Source organism: Leptolinea tardivitalis, from assembly GCF_001050275.1.
GTDB classification, from domain to species: Bacteria; Chloroflexota; Anaerolineae; order Anaerolineales; family Anaerolineaceae; genus Leptolinea; species Leptolinea tardivitalis.
In genome coordinates this window covers 1-24,417 of the sequence record NZ_BBYA01000007.1, presented here as the reverse complement: position 1 = coordinate 24,417, position 24,417 = coordinate 1, and the positions used below count along the sequence as shown (strand labels likewise).

Genomic DNA, 24,417 nt, shown 5'->3' with positions numbered 1-24,417 from the left:
CAGCCAGGGGTGTTCCGGGAGCCGCCGATGTACCATCCGGGGAGATATCAAAGGTGGAACCGAACCCCGAATCATCTGAGATACGGAACTGGTAGGCATTGGCGCCCACCGAGGCCAGCCATGAGAAGGTCGGGGTGGCGCGTATTCCGGCAGCGTTATCTGCCGGTACGGAAAGTACCGGAGCCGCCGGAGCGGTGGTATCCAGGGTGAAGGCTCTCGCTGTTGACCAGGTTGTGCCTGCTTCATCACGAGAATTGATAGACCTTATCCTCCAATACCAGATGCCGTCATGGAGTTTTATCGGATCAACAATGGTATATGTCTCTGTAGACAAGACGGTTACATATTGTGTATCTACATCACTTGTAGAAAAAGTTGAGGTATCAGCAAATTGGATTTGATACCCTTTTGCATCTGAAACCTTGGTCCAGGCTAATATTTGAGCCGGGGTATTAACTAAAATACCCGTCGCAGGAGATAGAAGAGTGGGAGGTACCAATACAGCAGGATAGATATCTATTATTCGTAATTCACTCCACCCACTCCAATTACCAACCGCATCTCGGGCACGTACATGCCAATAATATTTTGCCGGTGTCATTGTTGGGGGAGTAATGGAAGTCGTTGTCAGTTCATCTGAAAGATAGACTGAAGTAAATATAGGCGTACTATCTTCAGATAATGTGCCATATTCAAATTGAAAAGCAGAAGCTGTTGAATCAAATTCTGTCCACGAGAAAGCTGGTGTAGAACGGACAAGTTTACCCGCATCAGGCGATAACAATGTTGGAGATAAAGGTGGATTCAGATCGATAAAATACGTGCGGAAAGAACTATACGGCCCTACCCCACCTGTTGAATTCCAGGCACGAACCAGCCACTTCCAAATCCCGTTTTTTACAGGAGTGTGTACTGTATACGATAATACACCGTCATCTAAAATTGGCTCCTCAGCGATAATCCCATTGGGAGAAATAATTCGCACCTGATACTTAACCCCACTAGAGACAGCATTCCATGATAATATGGGATGACTTTGGAAAACTGAATTATCAGCCGGGTTAACAAGAATCGGTGAAATGGGAACGGAGACCTGGGCATTAAATGAACGGGATGCACTCCAGTTCCCCCAATTTTTTAGAGAATCCTGAGCCCTAACATGCCAGTAGTATTTGGTTGCAAAAACGATACTTACAGGTTTAAAATTTCTTACCGTAAGTGCCGGATATAGAGGATCTGATCCATCCGGAGTTGTCAATACTGGATCGATAGTTGTTCCACCATCCGTGCTTGTGCCATATTCGAATTGATAGGCAGTTGCGGTAGCCGAAGGAGCCCAATAAAAAGTGGGAATTCCCACCGGTGTTGATTCGTTTTCCGGAGCATTCAGCGTTGGAGCATCTGGTCCGGTGGTATCCAGGGTAAATGACCAAATGGCAGACCAGGCCCCTTCTTCATTGTTGGAATTGATACCCCTCACTCTCCAAAACCATGTACCATCTGAAGATAATGGAGAGGTTATTGTATAGGTTTCAATACCTGCTGCCGTGGTTTCTTCGATTAGTTCAGTGGAAAAATCAGCACTCCTGGAAACCTGAATCTTGTAAGTACCACCCCCGGGATTTCCAATCCATGAAAAAGTCGGAGTTTTATTCGTAAAAGCTGCATTTTGTAGGGGTTCGAGTAATCTGGGAGCTGGGGGTATGACATTCGGATCGCCATACGAAACCCAGGATGCGTCATACCCAATTCGGGAAGTACCCCATTTGATATTTCCGTAACCATTTTCTCCCCAATATGTGCTCCATGAATTCCGTAAAATCCAGGATTGAGTAGCATCATTCCAACCGACAAGTACAACCATGTGGCGGTTATTACTCATACATAAATCATTGGATGATAAGACACCACTTTTGTAAGAATTAAAATTAATCCCCACACAAAGTTCTGCGGTGACGGGTCCGTGAGTATAAATGGCTGTTTTTATCTGCTCGGGAGTCGGGATCTCATTAGGATCAGGAAGAAGAAATCCCCAATCAAGAAGTTTATATGGATGATTTGACACTACCTGACAGGTTCCATTGGTGGCGGTATACGGCATATCACTTTCTAAAACAGCACCGGCTTCTGATTGAAGTTGCCCGAGTTTATCCTTGTGATATGCAGAGGAAACGTAACCGCCATTACAGGAAGACTCTCCCTGATTACAGGAGACGAGAAATTGTTCAGAAAGATCCGCTGATGGACCATTAGCGATTTTCACGGCAGCTTCCATAACGCCTACGGTTCCAAAAGCCCAGCAGCTCCCACAAGATCCCTGATATCGGATATCCTGCAAAACACCCTGTGTACGCCAATCCCATGATGATGGAAGATTTATGGATGTATTTAACGGTTCGATCGGATGTGAAGCCCGCTCTTCCGCCATCTGCTTCTCTATTGCCGCTCGATCAATGACTGCTGGTGATGGATTACTCAAATCCAATGATTGGATTTGTTCTGATAAATTGATATCAAGGATCAGGTGCGTTGGATCATCAGGACGAAATGGCTGGTGGTAAACAAGTTTTACGGTACCTTCACCAGTTTGGTTGGCCCGAATTCTGATGGTTTCCAGTACATTTTCACTATAGTCACTAAATTCTGGTTCACTCTCCTGGACAAATCCCCCGGAATCATTAGGAACAAATTCCCAATAAAAACCACTGGTAATGCGAGATTCCATCACGAAAGAAAGAACATCTCCAGAATTGGCCATCAGATGAATATTGACCTCTGCCACTCCACCTAAAAAGTCTACTGAATTTCCAAAACCAGTAAAGATGGATGATCTTAACTGATCAATACTCTCATTTCCTGAAAGAAGTAATTGGTCATTTGAAATACTGTTTTCGACGTCCAGAGCCTGGAATCCCTGGAAAAAAGAATCGTCAGATTGAAGTTTGGAAACCTGATCAGGATTCAAATTCACCTGCAAATTCCAGGAAACTCGAGGTGATTCCTCTGTTGGTTCCAATGCAGAAGGAGTTTCTGTCAGAGCAAGGGTTGGAGTCTCAGTGATTGTGGCGATGGGTGTTTCTGTGGGAAGAACGGATGGATCAAGAGTCGGATTTTCTGAATTTTCGAGAGTCGGTTCATTCGTAGGGAGTTCTGTTGGAATATCAGTTGGAACATCCGTTGGTAAAATTTCAGGGGTAGTAGTGGGAGATTCTTCTTGCCTATTAACTTGAGCATTCACAGTTGTATACGAAAAACTTCCCGGTCCAAAAAGCATACTGAAAACCATACTGATCAAAACCGAGACACGAACTACTCCATCTATTTTTGTCATTTTCCGCTCCCACCATTAGGTAGAAAAAATCCATCCTAAATAGAACTTTTTCAAAAAGAATAGATTTCTTTCTGCTTCAATAATCATGGAAGTTGCTTCCAGATTAATACACATATAAAGGATTTCTCATTTAAAAATGATATCCTTCGATACAGTCGAAAGGACAAAGGTATTCACAAAGTGATTTTCCGGGCAACTATGATTCCCCCGAAATTCTCCATCCAATTGAATAATTTTAGTTTAGCGTAAAATAAATATCAACGCAATACCATATATATAAAAACCCAACTTAAAACAAAAATCCGGTCATTTTTACAAAGCCGGATTTGAAGAATTTACCATGAATAGATATGTTGATGTAATCTTAGCCGCGTAAATTTTCTTTTCCAAACATTCCCATCACCAGCACAACTCCCATAATCAACGTGACAAGCGACCCTGCCAGCAGAAGATTTGTATAGGAGGGATCCGGATGATTACTGACCAACTTGATGGACAGATCCACCGGCGTTACCGGAAAATACTGGGCAGCCACATTGACCCGCCACAGCTTGAGGTGCTGCCACAGGTCATGTGCCAGCAGAAAAAGACCGGCCAGTGCTGACCAACGAACTACTGAAGACCCGCCCTGTTTGTCAAGAAAACGTTGAAACGCGTATACCGAAGCCAGAATAAGTAAGACAAATGGCAGGGTGATCAGACGTGCGCTGACCCGTTCCCCATTGATAAGTGGAATGGGAATGTACATCACCACTTTATATACACTGCCCATAGAAAGTATAAAAAGTACCATAGCCGGGGCGGCCAGTGTTTGCAGCCACTCAGGGACATCATGGTTTTTTATCCACCAGCCCAAACCAAAGATAATCAGGAATACTGCACCTGTAAGTCCAACAAAAAGGTCAAATTCCCACCACCCAAGGTTGGTCAATTGACCGGTATGAACGAAAGCCTTGTCTGGGCCAATCAAACCGGTAAGCGCTTTCCACACATCCATGACAACCGGATAACCGGAAAGAAATTCATTGTCAAATTGGCCGAGGTGAAGCGCCGGCGGCAGCAGCCGGACGGCTGATAACAACCCGGCGGAGACAATGCCTGCCAATGCCTGCCAGAAATTTCTCCAATGGAATATGCCTGCCAATCCGGTGAGCATTAATGCCCAAACAAACTGATGGAATGAACCATTGAGCAGCATAAAGAAAAGGATGAAGGCGTATTCTGCCAACCATCGCCAGTCAGCTTTATTTTTCAAAGAAAACGATGTGCTTCTCTCCACCATATCCATAAGAAGTAGAAAGACGAAGGGATAGAGAAAGTACCCGGTGTAATTGACATGCCCCACACTGAAATGTGAAAGGATGGATCCGTTGAAATTAAAAAGGAAGAACAAGGCTGAATACGATATCGGAGAAAGCCGCAAACGTTCCCAGATTTTTATCAAGCCGAATAAACCGAGCGTATACATCAACCAGACATTGACCAACACAAACCAGCCAACCGGCATCACACCAAGGAGAAGCATTTGTGGAGCCAGCATCACATCAGGAAGCGCCATATATCGGTCGGTCACATTACGCAGGGCTGAGCCATCAGGCATATGCAGCGGGAGCTGCCCGGTTTTCACAGCATCCTGAACAAAAGCAATTCGCGGAGCGGAGATTTCTGCCCAATCATGAAAGTCAAAGGGAATATTGCCCCAATTGAAAAACTGGCCAAACAGGAACAATCCGACCAGCCAGAGAATGGCCGCAAATACCCATTCCCATTTGCCAATCCGCTCATTCCTGTGAAAAAGCCATGTTAAAAGATTCTCTGCCAGGTCGCGCAGACGGTTGACGGTTTTCTTCCCTTCAGTTGGCATTTATTCCTCCAGCAGGTAAGCCATCAGCCAGCGGGTAGTGGCAATCAAAGCATCTATATGGGTACGTTCATAATTATGGGAAGATTCCACGCCAGGGCCGATTAAAGCAACTGCCATGTCAGCACCAGCCGTCCAGGCTGCTTCACCATCAGACCCATAATGTGGGTAGATATCGGTGCGATAATCAATTTGATATTTTGAGGCAAGATGTCTCAATCGTGATGTCAACCCATGATGATAAGGACCGTGGGAATCTTTTATACATATAGTGGTGTGGAATTCGTCTGAATTCTGCCCTTCACCAACCGCCGCCATATCCACTGTGACCAACTCCTCAACGTCTGAAGGAATACCGGCAGCTGCGCCATGTCCAACTTCTTCATAATTTGAAAAGAAAAGCGTGAACGTATTTACCGGTTTCAAACCGGCTGCATGCAAAGCTTTAACCGCCGCCAGAATACAGGCAGCGCAGGCTTTATCATCCAAAAAACGCGAACGGATAAAACCATTCGTGATTTCCACCCGTGGATCAAAAGCAACAAAATCACCAATGTCAATTCCAAGTGAACGAACCTCGGCGGCATCGAATACACGGGCATCGAGACGTACTTCCATGCTGGATTCGTCTCGTTTGGATTCCAATTCTTCCTTGGAATACACATGCATGGATGGTTTATGGAACATCAGACTGCCGCGCACTTTTTTTCCAGAGGATGTAAAAACAAATACGCCTTCAGTTTCCACACTATTCCAATTTAATCCCCCCACTGCAGAAAGACGCAGACGTCCGTTGGGTTTGATCTCTTTGACAACTGCACCGAGAGTATCCAAATGAGCCGTGAATGCCCTGTGATGACCTGAATTCTTACCTGTCCATTGCGCGGCCAGCGCTCCTTTGCGAGTGTGATGGCATTGGATGTCATCAAAACTGGTGAGTTCTTCTTCTACAAATCTGACAGCCTCATCCACAAAACCAGTCGGACTGGGAATATTCAACAGATCGGAGAGAATCTTGATCAGATAGGTTTCATCAACAGAAGGAAGTGGATTATTTTCGGTCATTTCCAGCCTTCAAAAACGGCAATTTTTTCCCGCCAATTATCCGGAATCGGCTGAGTAGTATGGGTGTGGTAATCAAAATGCACCATCACGGTTTCTGCTTTGGTAAGGACATGGCCATCTTTTTCATCTTCAATTTGATATTCGATGGTCATGCTTTTATTGCCAATTTTTGATACACGGACACCAACACGAATTTTTTGAGTTAACGTAATGGGAACCAGGAAGGAAATATGTGCATCTGCCACGATCCATCCCAGATCAAAGAAAGATTCACCGTCAAACAAACCCAAATGCTGCATGTAGTTAAACCGACCTACTTCAATCATCGTCAGTGTATGGGCATTGTTGACATGCCATTGTGGATCAATATCGCCATAGCGAATCTGTACGGGAGAGTAAAACTTGAATTCGTTCATGCAGAAAATTATACTGGAACGTAACAAGAATGATTGAATTAAAAGGAAAGAATTTGGAAACCTTTCTCGAAGATTTAAAAAACAGGATTGACCTGGAACACATACCGTTTACTGACCGTGGTTCGCGAATCCTGGTCATGAAAAATGAACATGGATTGATTATCCGATTGGCTGAACGCTGGTATAAGTTAACCCGCAGTATTTCTGCCTACCGGCAACGCCCCCCGATTATTGAAGAATGGAAATTCATCGATCCTCAAGGACACACGTTAGATTACTCCCTGGAAACCCGTCCTGATAGAGTTGATTTTCACACAAAACTGGGTGATTTCACTCTGGCATTTGATGATACTGAAACGCTTTTTCTGAACCTTCCATCAAGCGCCTGCGGTATCCGGTTTACAGCCCATATGGATCTGGGTCAAACAGATCGGCGCGGAGGGGTACTCAGGGTTACCGGCGATATCCGGCGGAATCTGGCCTATACCACCAATCGAAAAATACTGGAAAATCGGTTGGATTGTGTGAATTCCAACAGTCAGGTTGTCACGTTTGTTTTCGGAAAAGGAACTGGAGGTTTGCTCATCAACCTGACCCCCCGATTGGGATTTAACCGGTATATAAAGGAAGCAGCCATAGTTTTAGAGAATGCAAGGAAAAACTGGCAAGACTGGTTTGATGGAATTCCACCTGTTTTACCAGAATATCATTCACAATATCTGTATGCCTGGTGGTTGATGGCGGCGGGTATCATTTCGACACGTTTTTTTACAACACGCGAAGTTTTAACACCTTCAAAGATTCATTATGTGGGAGTCTGGCAATGGGATGCCCTTTTTCATGCTCTGGCGTACCGGCATGCTCATCCCCGATTGGCGAAAGACCAGTTGCGTATCCTTCTGGACCATCAACGTGAGGATGGAATGCTGCCTGATGCCGTGCATGATGAAGGCACAATTACACACCTGGACTTTCCCGTTGACGCAGATGTTACCAAACCACCCCTGCTCGCCTGGACGATCTGGAAAATTTACGAAACAACAGGTGACCGGGAGTTTCTTCAGGAAACATATGAAGCAACCGTAAAATGGATCAATTGGTGGATTAAACATAATGATCGCGATAATGATGGATTATGCGAATATGGGCATCCCTTCTCCTCTGGCTTGGATGACAGCCCTTTGTGGGATGCAGGAATGCCAGTCTGTTCGCCAGACCTGAATGCCTATCTGGTATTGCAGATGAACTGCCTGGCGGATATTGCCAATGAAATCGGTGAAACCCAGGACGTTCCCATCTGGAAAGAGCGGGCAAATAAATTAAAAAAACAGATGGATGAAATTCTCTGGAATGAACAAATTGGAATTTATCTGGCGAAGCATGAAGCCGATGTGATTCCTTTAAAAACGCCTTTTGGTTTGTTTCCACTTTTAGTGGATGGATTGAAAAAAGAAAACTCAGATAAATTACTGGGTCACCTTTTCAATCCGAAGAGTTTCTGGACATATTTCCCCGTACCCAGCGTGGCAGTGGATGAAGATAAGTTTAAAGAAGAACAGATGTGGCGCGGACCCGCCTGGGTAAATGTGAATTACCTGCTGATTGAAGGATTGACGCGTTCAGGTTATAAAGAAGAAGCTCAAAAATTACGCAGGATAACATTGGATCGCCTGATGAAATTTCAGGACTTTTTCGAATATTACAATCCTATTACCGGAAAACCAGGATTAAAAGCTGCACCTATATTTGGTTGGTCAGCCGCCTTGTTTATCGATTTGGCTTTACAGGAAACATCACAGGCTGAGATTTCCTAAACCATCTGGAAATGAAAGTATTTCGTTCTTTTTTAACATATTGGATATCGCATGAATTGGGCTTGTAGATTTTATTCATAATTAAGAACTGAATATGAAATACCTCTCCTCGGTTTTTGGCATATCTCTTGCAAACATGCCGAAACAGAAATATTCAATCTAGCAAAATCGTGTGTCAGGTTGTATACTTTTTAATCAGACTAAATTAATGTAGAGGAACAGGCATGAAGACCAACGTATATCAACAGCAGCTTGCTCACGGGTTAGGCATCGTTTCCAAAGCAGTCGCAGCTCGCAGCACCTTGCCGGTGTTGAGCAATGTTCTGTTGGCCACAGATGACGGCCGTTTGCGTCTCTCTGCCACCAACCTAGAAGTTGGTATTACCTGTTGGATTGGCGCTCAGATCATCGAAGATGGCTCTATCACTGTCCCTGCACGGACATTGGCGGATCTGGTGAGCACATTACCCGGTGATACCGTTTCTCTTGACCTCAATACGCAGACACAGACTCTGAATGTTAAATGTGGGTCATCCAGTACAGATATTAAGGGATTGGATGCACAGGAATTTCCACCCATGCCTGTCCCTGAACTGGATGATGCAGTTGAATTGAATGTGGCTGATTTCCGTGAAATGATACAACAGGTTGCTTTCTGCGCGAGCAATGATGATGCCCGTCCGGCATTGCAGGGTGTATCTGTTACCTTATCAGGAAATACGATCACTATGGCAGCCACTGATGGTTTTCGCATTTCTGTACGAAAATCCTCCTTATCCACGCCTGTACCTCAAACGTTGTCTGCCATCATTCCTGCTCGGGCCATGATTGAACTCTCACGGATTGCAGGTGACAGCGGAGACGTTGTAAAAATGGTTATTCCTCAAGGCCGCGGACAGGTCATTTTCCATTTACCCGATGTCGAACTGGCATCTCAATTGATTGACGCGAACTTCCCGGATTACAAATTAATCATTCCGCAGAGCTATAAAACTCGCACGATCTTACCGACTTCAGCCCTGTTAAAAGCATGCCGCCAGGCTGAAGTTATTGCCCGCGACAGTAATAATGTCATACGTCTTGAAATAATTAATAATGAAAATGAACCTGGACGGGTGGAAGTCCAGGCTACATCAGAAGAGACCGGTGCCAGTGAAATCATTCTGGATGCCAGCGTGGATGGACCCGCCCTTCCAATTGCATTCAATGTCCGATTCCTGCGCGAAGTTCTCGATGTTATCAAGACACCCAATGTCGTCATAGAAACCACATCAAACAACAGCCCTGGTGTGATTCGGCCGGTGAACGATGATAGTTTTCTGCATGTCATCATGCCAATGCATCTGGGATAATCAGACTGGCGTACTTTTTTCGATGAAATTTCCGGTCTGGACTGAAGGAGAGGTATAGGATGACCTTTACCGCCACTTCTTCAGACCGTTTGTTGAGTATCATGCTGACACTGGGACAGTTTCCGATTCTCAGTAATCGTATTCGCATACGGATGCGTCGTGAACTATTTACGCGGGGGATTTTAAATCAGGCCGGATTTGAAGCCGAAGTCCGTGAAAAGGCCATGCTTTCTCAAAGAAGAGAAGGTCTCCAGAATCCTGTATATGAGGAACCGAACGACATCTGGGAAACCCGGCTGACAAAAGTTCGGGATCAACTAACAGATTTGTATTTCAGTCAGCATTTATCCTATCCGCATTTCGAACAAATTGTCAACGATGTGTTGAAAGAACGCGGCATTGACAAAGACGAACAATTGTTCTCGATAAATCCAGAATTAGCGCCCATAGAACTGGTGTTCGAGCAAGCCATGACCATTGATAAAATGCCGGCGGAAGATCGAACTCGTCTCGACGCCCGTCTGCAGGAAGCCAAAGTGGTATTGATCCGCACCATGATCAGTGACCAGCTTCGTTATATCAATATTGCCAAAGAATGGCTGAATCTGGAAGATCTGATCGAAATTAGACGGCGAAAGATTGGCAGCGGTCGCATTGGCGGAAAAGCTGCCGGAATGCTTCTGGCTGCCAGGGTAGTAAAGGAAAGAGCCAATTCTGAATTGCGTGCAGCATTAAAGACACCTGAATCCTACTATATCGGGTCTGACTTGCTGTACACCTTTATGGCGATCAACAACCTTTTCCATTGGAATGACCAGAAGTACAAAACAGAAACTGAAATGCGCGAAGAATATTCGCAGGTTGTGTCAGAATTTTTAGCCGGAGATTTCCCACCTGATATTCTTGACAAATTAACAAGTATGCTGGTCAATGTTGGAAATACACCATTGATTGTTCGTTCCTCCAGCCTGCTCGAAGATAATTTCGGAACAAGTTTTGCCGGGAAATATGAAAGCATTTTCCTTCCCAATCAGGGCAATCTGGAAGAAAACCTGCATGCCCTAACCCAGGCTATAGCCAGGGTATATGCTTCCACGTTGAATCCGAATGCACTGCTCTATCGCAGGGCAAAAGGATTGCAGGATTATGATGAACGAATGGCCATCTTAATCCAGACAGTGGTGGGAGAAAAACTGGGTGATTATTACCTTCCTCATGGCGCCGGAGTAGCCTTTAGCCGGAACATGTACAGGTGGTCACAACAAATAAAGGCCGATGATGGATTCCTTCGGCTCGTATGGGGTCTTGGAACCAGAGCTGTCGATCGCGTGGGAAATGATTACCCACGACTGGTAGCGCTCAGCCATCCATTATTACGACCTTCCACCAGTGCAAAAAACATCCGCCGTTATTCGCAACAGTTTGTAGATGTCATTGATTTGAAAGAAAACTGTATGCGAACCCTTCCCATCCAGGAAGTGATTCAGACAAATTACTATCCCTTGAGATTTTTGGTCCAGTTGGATGAAGAAGGCTATTTTGTCTCCCTGCGATCGCGGTTAGTAGAAGGAGATCAGAGCCGACTGGTATTGACCTTTGAAGATTTACTGCGAAGAACATATTTCGGTCGGCATATGCGCGATATGCTGCACCTGTTGGAAGAAAGCTACGAGTCTCCTGTTGATCTTGAATTTGCCGTACAACTTTCCCCTGGAGAAAATGGAGGAGCCATTCTCTCTATATACCTGCTGCAATGCCGACCACAAAGTCACCTGATTAAGGGCGAACAGGTTCCCTTACCTGAAAACCTTCCGGAAAAAGACATGATATTCTCCACACAATTTGTGGTTCCAGAAGGATGGATAGATGGGATCAAATATGTATTATTTGTACCCCCGGAAGGTTACTTTGCATTAAATCCGGCCACCGACAGAGTTAAACTGGCCAGGGCTATAGGTCGATTGAATGCCGCCATGAAAGGACAATCCTTTATTTGTGTGGGACCAGGAAGGTGGGGAAGCTCAAATTCTGACCTGGGTGTGCCCATTGACTATGGGGATATATATAATTCACGCTCCCTGGTTGAGCTGGCTGGCCAGGGTATTGGTCCAGCACCAGAACCTTCTCTTGGCACACATTTCTTTCAAGATCTATTGGAATCACAAATCTACCCGCTGGCAATCTATCTGGAAGACGAGACAAGTTTCTTCAACAGAGAATTCTTTTATAAAACACCCAACCATGTATCTGAAATTATTGATATTGAAAAAGAGATTCTGCCGGCTTTGAGATTAATAAAAGTTGAAGATTACGCCCCAGGTCGCTTTATGCGCATTGTGATGGACGATTCTGCCGGTAAGGCTGTAGCATTTATTGATTCTGGTAAAAAAGAAACTGGCTCAACCGTGATAAAAACAGACCGGGCAAAATAAATACATGGAACAAAGGTATGTTTCACGTGAAACATACCAATCAGTTCTGTTTTTTCCTTTTTCTGATTGTTTCACGTGAAACATCTTATACATAAAAAAGCGAGACACAGGCATTCTGTATCTCGCTTTTACTATTGAGATTGCTTTCTCGTTTTATAGTACAGTATTCTGAATTTTTCTGAATTCCAGATAGGAATACACTATACAGATGGCAGTCGATAACAATGCTGTAACCAGCAATACCACAATGGCTGTGTCGGGATAGATGATTGACGCTATTGTTAAGACACCCGAAGCCATGAAGAGTTTTCCACCCAGATCGTGTGTTTTATCCCACACTTCGTCATTATTCAATGTCCAGGGTGTGCGAATCCCGATGAAGTAATTTCTTTTTGCCTTGCGGATCATCAGCCCCACGGCGATGAAGAAGACTCCAATACCCGGTATCATCAACGCATTCATCGAAAATTTCAATCCCATGTTCCATGCCAGGGTCAAGGAGTGAATATAGTACATGAAGAGGGAAAAACTGCCGATAAATAAGTTGTATTCTTTTCGGAATTTTTGCACGTTGGTTTTTAGCGGATCAATCTCTGGGATGAATATGAGGATCAACGCCATTCCGATGGTAAAAAGAGGGAGAAAGTATAATCCGGCAAAGGATGAACTATATCCGTCTGCTTCTCCCCGGGCATTCCAATGTGAAGCCAGTCTTGTCCCCATCTGTGGAGCCAAGAAATAGCCGGTTATTATGAGGATCAATCCTAAAGCGATAACTCCAAAAAATACTGTCTTAGTTTTCATTCTTTCTCTACTTCTCAATCCTGTTTATTTTGTTGAAGTTCCTTTTTCTACGATTGTGTTCTGGGCAAGTGAAACCATGCCGGTCAAACCGCCCAGGTTCATGGATTCTACAGCACTGCTGGGAACGATAACCAGGGCACCCTTCTCCTTCAGTCCTTCAAACAACATATTCATAGCTCGAAGATGCAAAGCCGTCGGGTTGTCAATGTAGGCTTCCGATGCTTCTGAAAAGCTTGCCGCGATTTGTTTTTCGGATTCGCCCAGAATGACCCGAGCCTGGCGTTCCCGTTCAGCCTGCGCCTGACGGCTCATGGTATCTTCCAAATCCTGTGGAATGATCACATCACGGATCTCCACAGACTGCACAGAGATGCCCCACGGAGTGGTTCTTTCATCAATGATATGCTGCAAATCCGCATCCATTTTGGAACGTCCAACAAGGATATTCGCCAGGTCCATTTGACCAATGATCTCACGAAGCGCCGTTTGAGCAGCCCAGGCAATGGCAGCCCGATAATCTGCCACCTCGAGAGAAGCCTTTTCTGCATCCCATACCATCCAAAACAATACGGCATCCACATCAACTGGTACGGTATCCTTCGTCAGTGTTTTTTCGGCGGCAAAGGGTGTCACCATTACACGCTGATCAATCCAATTTACGATGTTATCAACAATGGGGATGATCCAAAAAACACCGGGACCGCGCAACCCATGGAATTTTCCAAAACGGAGAATGACGGCCTTTTCCCACTGGTTTGAAACTTTTAATGAAAAGAGGAAAATTATCCCGATACACATTAAAACCCCAGCATATATGCCGATGGTTGAATCGCTGATTCCTTTTTCCTGCATGGCGATTGCACCAATAATGGCGGCGGCCATCATGACTCCAAATATCGTACCGGCAATGCTGTTGAAATGCTGGTTATCTACTTTATCCGGTTTCTCGGGTTTCAACAGTTTCCCTCCTCCCATAATTTCTTCACCTGAAGCTGTTGCATTTTTATTTCTCATTTTGTCTCCTGCTTGTCTTCCTTTTCGAGTCCTTTTTCATTTTGAAGGCGTTGTAATACTTTCATTATTTCCTGGTAGCTATACCCTCTTGATTCGATTTCTTTGATCATTTTTTGCAGCAAGTTTTCCAGGGTAGCTTCTTTAAGTGCCTCGCCGGCCTCTTCAGACGGTTTTTCCCATATATAGGTACCTCGTCCACGTTGTGTGGATATAATCCGGGATTCATCCAACAGACGATACGCTCTGGCAACTGTGTTAAAGTTGATGCTCAGTTCGGCCGCCATCTCTCTCACTGTAGGCAGTTGATCTCCCACAACCAGATACCCCTCAGCCACTAATTCCTCAATCTGGCGGGCAATTTGCACATAGATCGGTTCTTCAGATCTGAAATCTACCAGTACTTTTCCTGCTACAGTGTTCAATCGATAATCTCTCCTGGTTTGTATTGTATCATTGTATCTTTGTAGTATTGTATACCGTTTTCGGGATTTGTCAATTGCATAATGACATGCGACCGATTTATCTGGAAAAACGCCCTTTATCCATTATTTAGTTTTTTTTATAGCAACTTTATGACGAATTTACTATCCTATCAGTTTAGGAAGTGTTTTTATCTTTTTTCAACATATCGCGCTCCCGGATATCGTTAATGGTGTTGACAATGGTTCTTTCTTCTTAGGTCTTTCAATCCTGCCGTGATATTCATTCAGATTGATGGTTTCTGGAAGATAAAGGGAGAGGGGTTGTTGAAAATTCATAATCGTAGATTCCTTTGGAGCTGATATGAAAAATTGGATCCGCAATGGAAGTTTATCCCGTCGGTTGATGTTCTCAACATTATTACCGGTGCTTTTGGTTTCTCTTGTATTAGGAGGCCTTGGCATTTTCATCATTTTCCAGATGACAGGGATTATCCAGGTAATTGTCAATCAACGTGTCCCCACATTGACAAATCTCACCTCACTTGAACGTACCACAACACAATTGCTTCAAGATCAGAAAACGATGATTACCGCCGTGACAGATTCGCGTCTGAATTTTGATGAAAGTAAAAAGGCTACACAAAAAGATATTGAAGACCTTGCGGTAACCCTGGATCAACTGGAAAATGTGGCTACACAATATAACGATCAGGACCTTCTGGCAAAGATAGCCGATGTTAAACAGGTCACTCTTCAATATAGTGAATTATTTAAAGCAACTTTGAATAAAGTAGATGAACAAAAGCAATTGTCAGCGACCATGGATACGACGGGCCGAAAGGTCATAGAACTGACCAATGCTTATTTCAAAGATATTGCATCCACACATACTGATGCGACAGCATTTATTATTCCCGTTCTGGTGGATATTTTAAATACAACCAATGATGCCCAGATAAATCAAGCCCAGTATGCTCTTTATAAAGATGAGAAATTCTGGCAAAACACGGAAAATGACATCCGATTATTGTTCCTTTTGTATTCAGATTTGAAGAAATTGATCTCGAATGAATCTGAAATCACACGAATAGATGAAATTCGAACTGCCACAGACGAGTATTATTCAGCAGCAAAAAGCTGGAACAGCATTGATGATGACCTGCAAAGTGTTGTCAAACAGATGAATGTAATCGGATCGAGAATTCAAGACAATTCGCGGGCAGCACAAGATTCTGGTTGGGCGGCAACAGAAGCCAGCAAAGTGCAGGCAAATGAAATTTCCAGCCGGGTATTAATGATTAATATCATTTCACTCATAGTAGCCATCGTGATCTCTCTTGTTTTAGGAATCATACTCCCGAAAAGCATCGTCAAACCGATACGGATGATAGATGAGGCTGCCCGAAAAATTGCTGATGGAGACATTGATCAACACATTGATTTCCAGACCAACGATGAAATTGGCAGCCTGGCGAATTCTTTTCGAAATATGATCCAGTATATGCAGGATATGGCTGCCACAGCCATTACCATCTCCAATGGTGATTTAACGATTAAGGTAAATCCCAGATCAGACAAAGACCTGCTTGGTAACGCTTTTCAAATGATGGTCAAATCATTAAAAGAAGCTATTGCACTGGTTTCAGCAAGTGCAGCTGATCTGGAATTATCCTCCGGTCAACTGGCTGCTTCTGCCGAACAGGCATCACAGGCAACTCAACAAATCAGCGTTACAGTTCAACAGGTAGCTCTGGGTACTTCACAACAGGCTGAATCTTCCGCTAAAACGGCAGGTCTGGTGGAGAATATGTCGAATACAATGCAGGGTGTGGAGAAGGGAGCCAAAGAACAGGGATTGGCTGCCGCCAAGGCGGCTGACCTAACCAGTGCGTTGAGTGAAGCGATTCAGCAGGTTGAAGGAAATACCCGTGCAGTTACTCGAGATTCAAATACCGCGGCTGATGCCGCCCGTAATGGGACACATATCGTTGAAACTACCATTGAGGGCATGAAACGTATTCAGGCAAAAGTGGGAATTTCTGCCGCCAAGGTTCAAGAGATGGGCAGCAGATCCAATGAGATTGGAGCAATTGTCGAAACTATCGATGATATTGCCTCACAGACAAATCTCCTGGCCCTCAATGCCGCCATTGAAGCAGCCCGCGCCGGAGAACATGGCAAGGGGTTTGCTGTTGTGGCTGACGAAGTCCGAAAATTGGCGGAACGTTCAAGCAATGCCACAAAGGAGATTGGTTCTTTAATCAAAAATATTCAAAAAACCGTCGAAGAAGCGGTTGTTGCCATGAGCGAAGGCGCGTCAGAGGTGCAAAATGGCGTGAAGCTGGCCAATGAATCTGGCAAAGCATTGGAAAATATTCTTAAAGCCTCTGAAGCTGTATATACCCAGGCCAGTCAGGCGACTGAAGCCACTATTCGAATGAATAATTTTTCTCAGGAATTGGTTAAATCTGTTGATGATGTTGCCCAAATTGCAGAAATGAACACCTCTGCATCGGAGAAAATGAAGGCAGATGCAGAAGAAGTCAACCAGGCTATTGAACATATCGCCAGTATCAGTGAAGAGAATAGCGCTTCCATTCAGCAAGTCAGCGCATCAACAGAAGAAATGAGTGCCCAGGTGCAGGAGGTTACAAATTCTGCTCAAAATTTGGCCGAAACAGCCCAACAAATGATCATCATGGTTTCACGGTTCAAAATCCGAAACAATTAAACGCACAATACTATTTGAAAACACGATCGTCAGAACCAGGACGATCGTGTTTTTATTTCTTCCTGGCAGTTATTACCAGATTCTGGCTTGTTTCCTTATAAAAGGGCTCCCCGGATAAGGACCCAAAGAACTCTATATCAACAAATCCCGATTCTAACAGGGTGTTTTCCATGATTTCCACAGATAAAGGAAACAGGCGTGTCTCCATAATCGATTGTGTCCAACCTAACTCTGGTTTCCTTTTTAATGTAAGTATATTTAATTGGATGTGTCCGTCTGAAAGAAAATCATAAAACCTCAAAAATAACCACTCTCTGTCACCTTCCCAATGAGATTGCGGTTCTATCCATCTCTCTCTCTTTTGAAGAATCGAATCAAAATTTCTCGATTGGATCAATAAAAGTCCACCCGGTGACAGGCAGGAATAAAAATCACTCAATGTAATTGTCAATTCCTGCTGGTTTTTTACGTGGGGGAGAGAATTTCCAAGGCAAAGTAAAACATCAAAGGGAAAAAGAGAGGAATGATCATGAAATGTACTGGCATTTTGACCAAAACCAGCGGTCTTAAAGTAAATCTTCTGATTGTGTTTAATGGCATTTGACCGGGCTTTTTCGATCATCCCTGTGCTGATGTCTGATCCGGCCGCAATAAAACCTTTTTTGGCCAATGCTATGGCGTGCATACCTGTTCCAGTGGCTGTATCCAGCACTCGAATATCATTATCTTGTTTTGTTATGGACTTATGTATCCGGTCAACAATAAACGACATTTCGAATGATAGCCGATTTTGCCAATTGACAAACCGGTCATAATCCTGGCTAAAGCTATCGTACAATGCCACCTCCTTTAATCCTTCCTGTATTTATTAATTATGTCACGGTGTGATTATTCACACGTATTCAGATAGAATGTTTATATGGACACGAAAACACCCCCATTTCATCAGGACATTATGCCTGGATATCTAATCAAAACCCTGACATTCGATGATGAACGTGACATCCAGTCATTCCTTGAAGAATGTGAGGAGTACAACATGATGGAATCAGGGCGGCTTCCGCAACCAGAGGACGCTCGGTTCTTTTTGACAGATATTCCTCCACAAAAAGATTTGTCAGATAAATACTGCCTGGCAGTTGAAAAAGATGCAAGGATAGTGGCGCTCATAGATTTAGTAAAGAATTATCCAACCAGTGGAATATGGTGGATTGGTTTGTTATTGATACACCCAGATTATCAGGGAATAGGTTTGGGAACCACAATCGTTAATGCCATTTTTTCATGGTTTTCTAAAGAAGGTGTACAGAAGGTTCGATTGGGTGTTCTGGAAGAAAACGAAAAAGGTTTCAGATTCTGGCAAAAAATGGGGTTTCAAGAAATTGATCGAAAATTTAACCGATCATTTGGCATAAAAACACATACGGTTATTGTCATGGAGTACAGTGGATCAAAACTATAACTCACAGGTTCGTTGTTGCAATCACCTCTGTTTCATGGTATGATTTTTACCAGTTGACATTCAATTGCTTGCAGCAAGGTAAAATCGCTCCATCCGGAGTGGTTTTTCGCATTAATGCGCAGTTGATGGTTCACAATATGGGGTTATCCCTGGTATCCAATCACATCATGATGCAAGGAAGGTAAAATGCCAACCTCATTCCTGACCCGAGAAGGTTATCAAAAACTTCAGGAAGAGCTTGACTTCCTCCGTTCTGTCAAACGGCAGGAGATCGCGAACCGTCTCCATGAAGCTATGGAGGGAGGCGAGCTTATTGAAAACGCTGAATATGAAGCTGCCAAGAATGAACAGGCGTTCGTGGAAGGCCGCATCAAAGACCTTGATGTACTTTTAGCGACTGCTCGTGTCATCGATGAAGAGACTGTGGCGGCTGATTCAATTCAGGTAGGTTCGACTGTAACTGTTCAGGAAGAAGGCGGTCCGGCCGAGATATATACCATTGTTGGCGCGGCTGAATCAGATCCGGCACACGGAAAAATTTCTAACGAATCGCCATTGGGTAAAGCATTGATTAATCGAAAAGCCGGAGAGACCATATCTGTTGAAGCTCCTGCCGGCGCCTTTACTGTCACAATAATTAAGGTGGAGTGATCCACGGGGAAGAATGAAACCCCGCCCATTACTTTCGGGGCGGGGTTTTTTATGCCTGAGAGGTTGCTAATAATGGAATTAAATAATCTTGAAAAAGTCAGACTAGATAAAGCTTTAAGAATGCGCCAGAATGGGCGCGATCCATACCCTACCCGTACGGCTGTATCCAATAATATCAGTGAAGCGATTTCTGCTTTTACGGCGGATGAGACAGTGGAACATGTTTTTACACTGGGCGGTCGTATTCGAGCCACCCGTCCCATGGGAAAGATCATTTTTGCCCACATTGAAGATGGCTTTGGACGCATCCAGCTCTTCTTCCGGGTAAATACTCTCGGCGAAGAAGCCATGAAACAATTCCTGGATGAATTCGATCTGGGAGATTTCATTCAGGCAACCGGTAAGCTCTTTCGTACAAAAACCGGCGAGATCACACTTGAAGTGACAGACTTCAAGATGCTCGCCAAGGCTATCACTCCCCTGCCGGCTGCCAAAGATGAAGTGGTGGATGGAGAGATTGTCCGGCATGCCACCCTTTCAGATCCAGAAGCGCGCTATCGGCAACGCTATGCTGACCTTGCTGTTAATTCTGATGTGCGTAAAGTATTTCAGGTACGGGCGGGTGTCGTTCGTGCCATCCGGCAATTCCTGGATGACCGGGGATTTCTCGAAGTGGAAACCCCGATTCTTCAACCTATTTATGGTGGAGCAGCCGCCAAACCTTTTGTAACGCATCATAACCAGTTAAAACAGGACCTTTTCCTGCGAATTTCTTTTGAGCTTTATCTAAAACGTTTGCTGGTTGGCATGCTTGACCGGGTATATGAGATCGGCCGTGATTTCCGCAATGAAGGTGTTTCTTTTAAACACAATCCGGAATTTACCCAGTTGGAATTCTACTGGGCGTATGCCGATTACCTGAAGGTGATGGAACTCACCGAGCAGATGGTGGCGTTCACCTGTGACAAAGTGCTGGGAACCCGCAAGGTGACGTTCAACGGCCAGGAACTGGATTTCAATCCGCCCTGGAAACGGGTGGAACTTCGCCAGGGTCTTATTGATGCCTGTGGAATTGACATAGCGGCATTTCCAACTGAAACAGGCCTGGAAGAAGCTATGAAAGCTAAAGGTATCAAAGTAAAACCCGGCATGCCCCGGGGCAAGCTGATTGACCAGTTGATCGGCGATTACCTGGAGATTAATTTCATCCAACCCACCTTCCTGTATGATTACCCACGGGATATTTCTCCGCTGGCTAAAAACAAACCGGGTGATCCATCCACTGTGGAACGTTTTGAAGGGTTTGTCGGAGGGATGGAACTGTGCAATGCCTTCACTGAACTCAATGAACCCATGGAACAGGAAGCCCGCTTCCTAGAGATGGGCCGCGAATACGGCGCGGATGACGAAGAACGTCATCCCATGGATGAAGATTATCTGCAGGCCATGTCATACGGTATGCCGCCCTGTGGTGGTTTTGGCATGGGGATCGACCGCCTGACTATGCTTCTGGCGGATAAACGCACCATCCGCGAAGTTATCCTCTTCCCGCACCTGCGTTCGCGGGATGAAGAATAGACGTTCACCCATTTATCGATTTTCCAAAGAGAGATTCAATCTACAGGGTCTCTCTTCTTTTTAATAAGTAATGAAATGGATATTAAAAATCGGTTCTTGTATTGCGCGAGTTATGATATTAAGATAAACTGTATAAGATTTAGAAGGCTTATTGGTTTACGGGGGTAGTGAACACAATAACCCGCTCAAACCATAGCATACTTAGAACAAAACATTAAAACAGGGATAATGATAACAGGTCGGGTATTGTCATTAAATGCCTTATTGGAAGATATTACCGGAATTATACCGGCAATACAACGTATCGATTCCACATATCTGGATATCCGATTTTCCAGCGACTCCTCTCTTTTCACTAAAAATATCTATCATGATTCCGCCGGTCAGATTTTTGACCGGCGATGCATTTCTTTTCAAAATCACAGATTCTTTTCTATGGGGAGAGGTTTATGAAAAAAGCAGATTTCGTCATTCGTGTTTTGGTTCTTTTCAGCATGATTGTCAGTTTGCTGGCAGGACCCGGCTTTATACCCGCATCCGTTGTGAGTGCAAAGCCATCAGCTCAGGAAGAGATTCCCACAACTGCACCAGGAAACGTTCCGACAGACGAACCTACGGCGACTCCAACAGAAATCCCAACAGAAGTCCCAACTTCAGTCCCGACTGAAGTCCCGACTGAAGAACCTGTAATTATTCCTACAGATATTCCCACTGAGATTCCCTCTCCCACACCAACGGTAGATCCGTCACTTATCGTTACCGAAATACCCACCGCCACTCCAACGGAAACCGTTTCAGTCACTCCTACAATTACTGAGACTCCTACAGAAACACCTGAATCGGAAGGACAACCTTTCAGTCATTTGGAATTCGCTGCGCTCGATGATGGAACCCCTGTGGAAGAATTGGTCATTATCGGTTCACCCAATCCACCCGAGGGCATCGATCGGCCGATATCCGCCATTGCCATGACCGAAGGTGAAACTGAGGGGTTGACCAACCCTCTTGCAGTTCCGGCTTATAACTGGGTTTACGGATGTTCCTCTGTTTCAGCTGCCATGGTGGCCGGTTTCTATGACCGCGGAGGTTATCCGAATATTTACACCGGTCCGACGGATGGCGGTGTGATGCCCATGAATAACAGCGTCTGGCCTACATGGACGGACAGCTCGGGAGACACCTACCCCAATCTTCCGCTGGCGGCATCCAAGCAGGGTGGATGGACGTACTACCCGTGGTTCCATTGATGACTACTGGATCTCTTATGGAAGTACGGCTTCTGATCCATATCTGACTGGTGGATGGACTCAACATACCTATGGTGATGCCATTGGTGACTACATGCGCACCAGCCAATCCGCCTATTCAAACACAGATGGCTCTACCAGTTTCTTTACATATAACACTCTTGGTGACCAATTGACATGCGATACCATGGCCAGCAACAACCTGAAAGATGGTACTCTGGGTATGCGCCAGTTTTATCAGAAACGCGGTTACACGGTTACCCAGTGCTACAACCAGAAAACAGATAATGAGATCAGCGGTGGTTTTTCGCTGAATGACTATAAAAATGAAATCACAAACGGTCATCCAGTAATTTTAAATCTCTTCACTTCCGGTGTAGGCGGCCATACAATCGTGGGTGTTGGCTTTGATTCGGCTACCAATAAAGTAATTGTCCATGACACCTGGGATTACAGCAACCACACCATGACATGGGGTGGAAGTTATGGCGGCATGCAGCTGCGCTCGGTCAGCGTAATTAATCTGGCTTCTGCCACGGTTCCGGCTGTAACGCTGAATACCCCGTTTGATAAAGAAATAAATGCTAATTTACAGCAGATATTCACCTGGCAGGGTGTTTCCGGCATTTCACAGTATTCCATTCAGGTTTCCGCCGATACGAATTTTACCGATCCAGCGGCGTATCTGGTTAATGAAACTGTAACGAATGCCACATCGTATGCCATGACGTCTAACCTGCCTGGAGATGGCACATATTACTGGCGTGTACGGGCAATAGACGATTCAGGTTCAACCGGAGCCTGGAGCAAGCGTTCATTTACGGTTGATACCCTTCCTCCGTCACCTCCTGTGTTATCTTCTCCGGCAGATGCCGCAACACCTGTCGGCATTCCATCATTTACCTGGCTGGCGGCAGCCACAGCGAATGCGTATCAGTTCAAGATCGATGATTCTGCCGATTTGAACTCTCCTGTGGATATTACTCCGGATGGCAGTAACGGAACACCCCTGGCTGTCCTCACATATAAACCGGATGCTTCTCATGTTTCTTATGGTGTTGTGTATTACTGGGCCGTGCGTGCCCGCGACGCTGCCGGTAATTGGAGTGATTGGAGCACACCGCGAACGGTCAATATTCAAGCCTCACTCCCTGTTGCACCGGTGTTGACCAGCCCCGCAACCGGTACTTTGACCAATACTCAACCTGCTCTAGCCTGGAACAGTGTATCTGGAGGAGTTCGGTATCAGGTTCAAATTGCTAATAATGCAGGATTCACGGGCACATTATTTGAAGATAAAACTCTCGATCTGGGTGTTTTAACATATACGATCGAAAAAGCCCTGACGGACGGAGTATGGTACTGGCGTGTTCGGGCATGGAATTCTACCGGCGGTGCAGGTGCCTGGAGTACAGCCCGTTCATTTACATTTGATAAGACTGCCCCGGGCATACCCGTGTTGACGTCGCCGGCAGCGAACGACATATGGCATGCCACTTCGTACTTTACCTGGACGGTGCCAACCACTTCAACAGCTTTCCTGTTTGAATATGGCACTACAACGGACGGGACAATCAGTACATTTACATCTGTTTATTTATCCCCCGTTTTGACGACGGCAAAATACACACCGCCTGCCATGCCCATCGGTGGATTTTTCTGGCATGTAAAAGCCAGTGATGCTGCTGGTAACTGGAGCGATTGGAGTGATTTACGAAAGATCAATATCAATGCTCCCTATCTGGCGGCTCCAGTTCCATTGACTCCGGCTACGGGAATTTTGGTTAAAGATGCAGCTCTGACATTTACCTGGTTGCCTGTTACAGGAGCCAAGTCATACGAAATTCAATTTGCTGACACTACGGGTTTCTTGAATACCGATTCAGATACCCATTCAGTTACCATCATTGCTGGTTCGGAAACGTATACCATTGGTGATCCTGATAAATATCATGATGGAATATGGTACTGGCGGTTGCGTACTATAAATGCAACGGATGAAGCAGGCACAACCTGGTCAACAGCCAGAGCCTTCACCCTAGATACCACCGCTCCGGCAGCTCCGGTACTTTCCGTACCGGCAGACAACGCTGCCGGAATACGCGCCACCCCGACCTTCTCATGGCTGGCCTCGGTGGGCGCCAATGCCTACCAGTTCCGTATCTCAGATGATTCGGGGTTCGGTTCCACCTTTGATATCTCCCCGGATGGTACATCGGCGGCTCCTGGAACACCCC

General features: G+C 45.1%; 17 protein-coding genes. 9 read left to right on the top strand and 8 right to left on the bottom strand.

The annotated features are described in order from the left end of the window. From LTAR_RS04040 to LTAR_RS04025, 4 genes are all read right to left on the bottom strand, one after another. Nucleotides 1–3,331: C1 family peptidase (locus tag LTAR_RS04040; RefSeq protein WP_062420891.1), on the bottom strand; the 3,331-nt coding region annotated here is incomplete at its 3' end. Between the two features lie 364 nt (nt 3,332–3,695). Beyond that, nucleotides 3,696–5,195 (bottom strand): hypothetical protein, encoded by a 1,500-nt coding sequence (locus LTAR_RS04035; RefSeq protein ID WP_062420890.1) that lies wholly within the window; start codon nt 5,193–5,195, stop codon nt 3,696–3,698. Next, a complete protein-coding gene (locus LTAR_RS04030) occupies nt 5,196–6,257 on the bottom strand; it encodes a M42 family metallopeptidase (RefSeq protein WP_062420889.1) in 1,062 nt (353 codons plus the stop codon). It abuts the gene before it with no gap. After that, nucleotides 6,254–6,673, bottom strand: coding sequence for an acyl-CoA thioesterase (locus LTAR_RS04025; protein ID WP_139044407.1), 420 nt, complete (start codon nt 6,671–6,673; stop codon nt 6,254–6,256). Before LTAR_RS04025 ends, LTAR_RS04030 begins: the two co-directional genes overlap by 4 nt. A 29-nt stretch (nt 6,674–6,702) precedes the next feature. Between LTAR_RS04025 and LTAR_RS04020 the strand changes: the two genes are divergently transcribed. The 3 genes from LTAR_RS04020 to LTAR_RS04010 all read left to right on the top strand — a co-directional run bounded on the left by LTAR_RS04020 (nt 6,703) and on the right by LTAR_RS04010 (nt 12,271). Then, nucleotides 6,703–8,487, top strand: a complete 1,785-nt coding sequence (locus LTAR_RS04020) for an amylo-alpha-1,6-glucosidase (protein ID WP_062420887.1) — start codon at nt 6,703–6,705, stop codon at nt 8,485–8,487. Nucleotides 8,488–8,711: 224 nt separating this feature from the next. Further along, nucleotides 8,712–9,839 (top strand): DNA polymerase III subunit beta, encoded by a 1,128-nt coding sequence (gene dnaN, locus LTAR_RS04015; protein ID WP_062420886.1) that lies wholly within the window; start codon nt 8,712–8,714, stop codon nt 9,837–9,839. A gap of 59 nt (nt 9,840–9,898) precedes the next feature. After that, nucleotides 9,899–12,271 carry a PEP/pyruvate-binding domain-containing protein gene (locus LTAR_RS04010; RefSeq protein WP_062420885.1) on the top strand — a complete coding sequence of 791 codons (2,373 nt, stop codon included), beginning with the start codon at nt 9,899–9,901 and terminating at the stop codon, nt 12,269–12,271. A 153-nt stretch (nt 12,272–12,424) separates the two neighbouring features. Here the strand turns inward: LTAR_RS04010 and LTAR_RS04005 are convergent, their stop codons facing one another. The 3 genes from LTAR_RS04005 to LTAR_RS03995 are packed head-to-tail and all read right to left on the bottom strand — an operon-like array spanning nt 12,425 to nt 14,511. Beyond that, nucleotides 12,425–13,075 carry an SdpI family protein gene (locus LTAR_RS04005; RefSeq protein ID WP_062420884.1) on the bottom strand — a complete coding sequence of 217 codons (651 nt, stop codon included), beginning with the start codon at nt 13,073–13,075 and terminating at the stop codon, nt 12,425–12,427. Between the two features lie 24 nt (nt 13,076–13,099). Then, on the bottom strand, nt 13,100–14,089 hold the full coding sequence (locus tag LTAR_RS04000) for a slipin family protein (RefSeq protein WP_236686572.1): 990 nt from the start codon (nt 14,087–14,089) through the stop codon (nt 13,100–13,102). After that, the gene (locus LTAR_RS03995) at nt 14,086–14,511 is read right to left on the bottom strand and encodes a GntR family transcriptional regulator (protein WP_062420883.1); all 426 of its coding nucleotides are present in this window, start codon (nt 14,509–14,511) and stop codon (nt 14,086–14,088) included. The genes LTAR_RS04000 and LTAR_RS03995 overlap by 4 nt, the downstream gene beginning before the upstream one ends. A gap of 361 nt (nt 14,512–14,872) precedes the next feature. Between LTAR_RS03995 and LTAR_RS03990 the strand changes: the two genes are divergently transcribed. After that, nucleotides 14,873–17,242 carry a methyl-accepting chemotaxis protein gene (locus LTAR_RS03990; protein ID WP_062420882.1) on the top strand — a complete coding sequence of 790 codons (2,370 nt, stop codon included), beginning with the start codon at nt 14,873–14,875 and terminating at the stop codon, nt 17,240–17,242. A 52-nt stretch (nt 17,243–17,294) separates the two neighbouring features. On the opposite strand, the gene LTAR_RS03985 is transcribed toward LTAR_RS03990, so the two are convergent. After that, complete coding sequence (locus tag LTAR_RS03985) at nt 17,295–18,080, bottom strand: class I SAM-dependent methyltransferase (protein ID WP_062420881.1); 786 nt, start codon at nt 18,078–18,080, stop codon at nt 17,295–17,297. Nucleotides 18,081–18,197: 117 nt separating this feature from the next. Here LTAR_RS03985 and LTAR_RS03980 point away from each other — a divergent pair, with 117 nt between their 5' ends. The 5 genes from LTAR_RS03980 to LTAR_RS03955 all read left to right on the top strand — a co-directional run. Then, nucleotides 18,198–18,704, top strand: coding sequence for a GNAT family N-acetyltransferase (locus tag LTAR_RS03980; protein ID WP_158423382.1), 507 nt, complete (start codon nt 18,198–18,200; stop codon nt 18,702–18,704). Between the two features lie 186 nt (nt 18,705–18,890). Continuing rightward, nucleotides 18,891–19,355, top strand: coding sequence for a transcription elongation factor GreA (gene greA, locus LTAR_RS03975; protein ID WP_062420879.1), 465 nt, complete (start codon nt 18,891–18,893; stop codon nt 19,353–19,355). A 72-nt stretch (nt 19,356–19,427) separates the two neighbouring features. Next, complete coding sequence (lysS, locus tag LTAR_RS03970; RefSeq protein ID WP_062420878.1) at nt 19,428–20,933, top strand: lysine--tRNA ligase; 1,506 nt, start codon at nt 19,428–19,430, stop codon at nt 20,931–20,933. Between the two features lie 449 nt (nt 20,934–21,382). Beyond that, on the top strand, nt 21,383–22,180 hold the full coding sequence (locus LTAR_RS16980; RefSeq protein ID WP_062420876.1) for a hypothetical protein: 798 nt from the start codon (nt 21,383–21,385) through the stop codon (nt 22,178–22,180). Then, nucleotides 22,149–24,417 (top strand): C39 family peptidase (locus LTAR_RS03955; RefSeq protein ID WP_139044406.1); only part of this gene is annotated, 2,269 nt, incomplete at its 3' end. The genes LTAR_RS16980 and LTAR_RS03955, both read left to right, overlap by 32 nt.